This window comes from Kitasatospora nipponensis (assembly GCF_039528135.1).
GTDB lineage: Bacteria > Actinomycetota > Actinomycetes > Streptomycetales > Streptomycetaceae > Kitasatospora > Kitasatospora nipponensis.
Window position 1 is genome coordinate 1 of the sequence record NZ_BAAALF010000679.1, and the last position, 741, is coordinate 741.

Here is a 741-nt window from a genome sequence, read left to right on the forward strand (position 1 = left end):
CCTTGATGTCCTGCTTGATCTTCGCGGCATCCGGCGACTGCTTCAGGCCCGCGTCGGTCTTGGTCTTCTCGTGGTCGACGTGCCCGCGACTGTCCTGCTCGTCCTGCCCCTTCGCCGATCCGGGGTTGTTCGGGTCTGCGGAGTAGGGGTAGTCCCGCTGCTCCGGGCTCATCCCCGCTCCGTGCATCTCGTGGAACGAGTCGCTCATCCGGCCCATGGCAGCCACGGCGGCGCCCTGCCCACCCGGCCCATGGCAGCCCCGGGGGCCGCCTGCTCACCCGGGGTCATGTCCTTGAAGCCGGGCAGTGCGTGCTCCAGATCGGACCGCCGGAAGGTCTGCCGGTCGTCGCCGGTGGTCCGGTCCAGCACATCACCGAGATGACCGCTGTTGGCCCAGTCCTTCAGCTGCTGGTGGACATGCTCCATGTCCACCCGGTGCACGTCGTTGGTCTCGCGCAGGTGCTTCTGGACCTCGTCGCCCGCGACCCCGTAGATCAGGTTGTCCGTCTGCTCCGCGGGCGGAAGCCGGTCGTGCTCGGTCCTGGCGGGGTCGTTGAGCGGGTGGTCCGGGTCGTTCTGGCTCTGGCCGTCGTGCTCGGAGTCGCTGTCGTTCGGCTTCTTCTTCTTGTTCGGGTGCTCGTCCGGCTCCGCGTCGCTGCCGTCCTCGGGATCGGGCTTGTGCTTGCCCGCCGGATCCTCGGGACGGCGTTCGGTGCCGTCGCCCGGGCGGTCCGGGGAGTT

General features: G+C 69.1%; 1 protein-coding gene and 1 pseudogene. Both read right to left on the reverse strand.

The window, feature by feature from the left end; genetic code table 11:
- Positions 1 to 208: hypothetical protein (locus tag ABD323_RS42675; RefSeq protein ID WP_344447429.1), on the reverse strand; the 208-nt coding region annotated here is incomplete at its 3' end.
- A pseudogene (locus ABD323_RS42680) lies at positions 205 to 741 on the reverse strand (hypothetical protein); the annotation flags it as partial. The gene ABD323_RS42675 and the pseudogene ABD323_RS42680, both read right to left, overlap by 4 nt.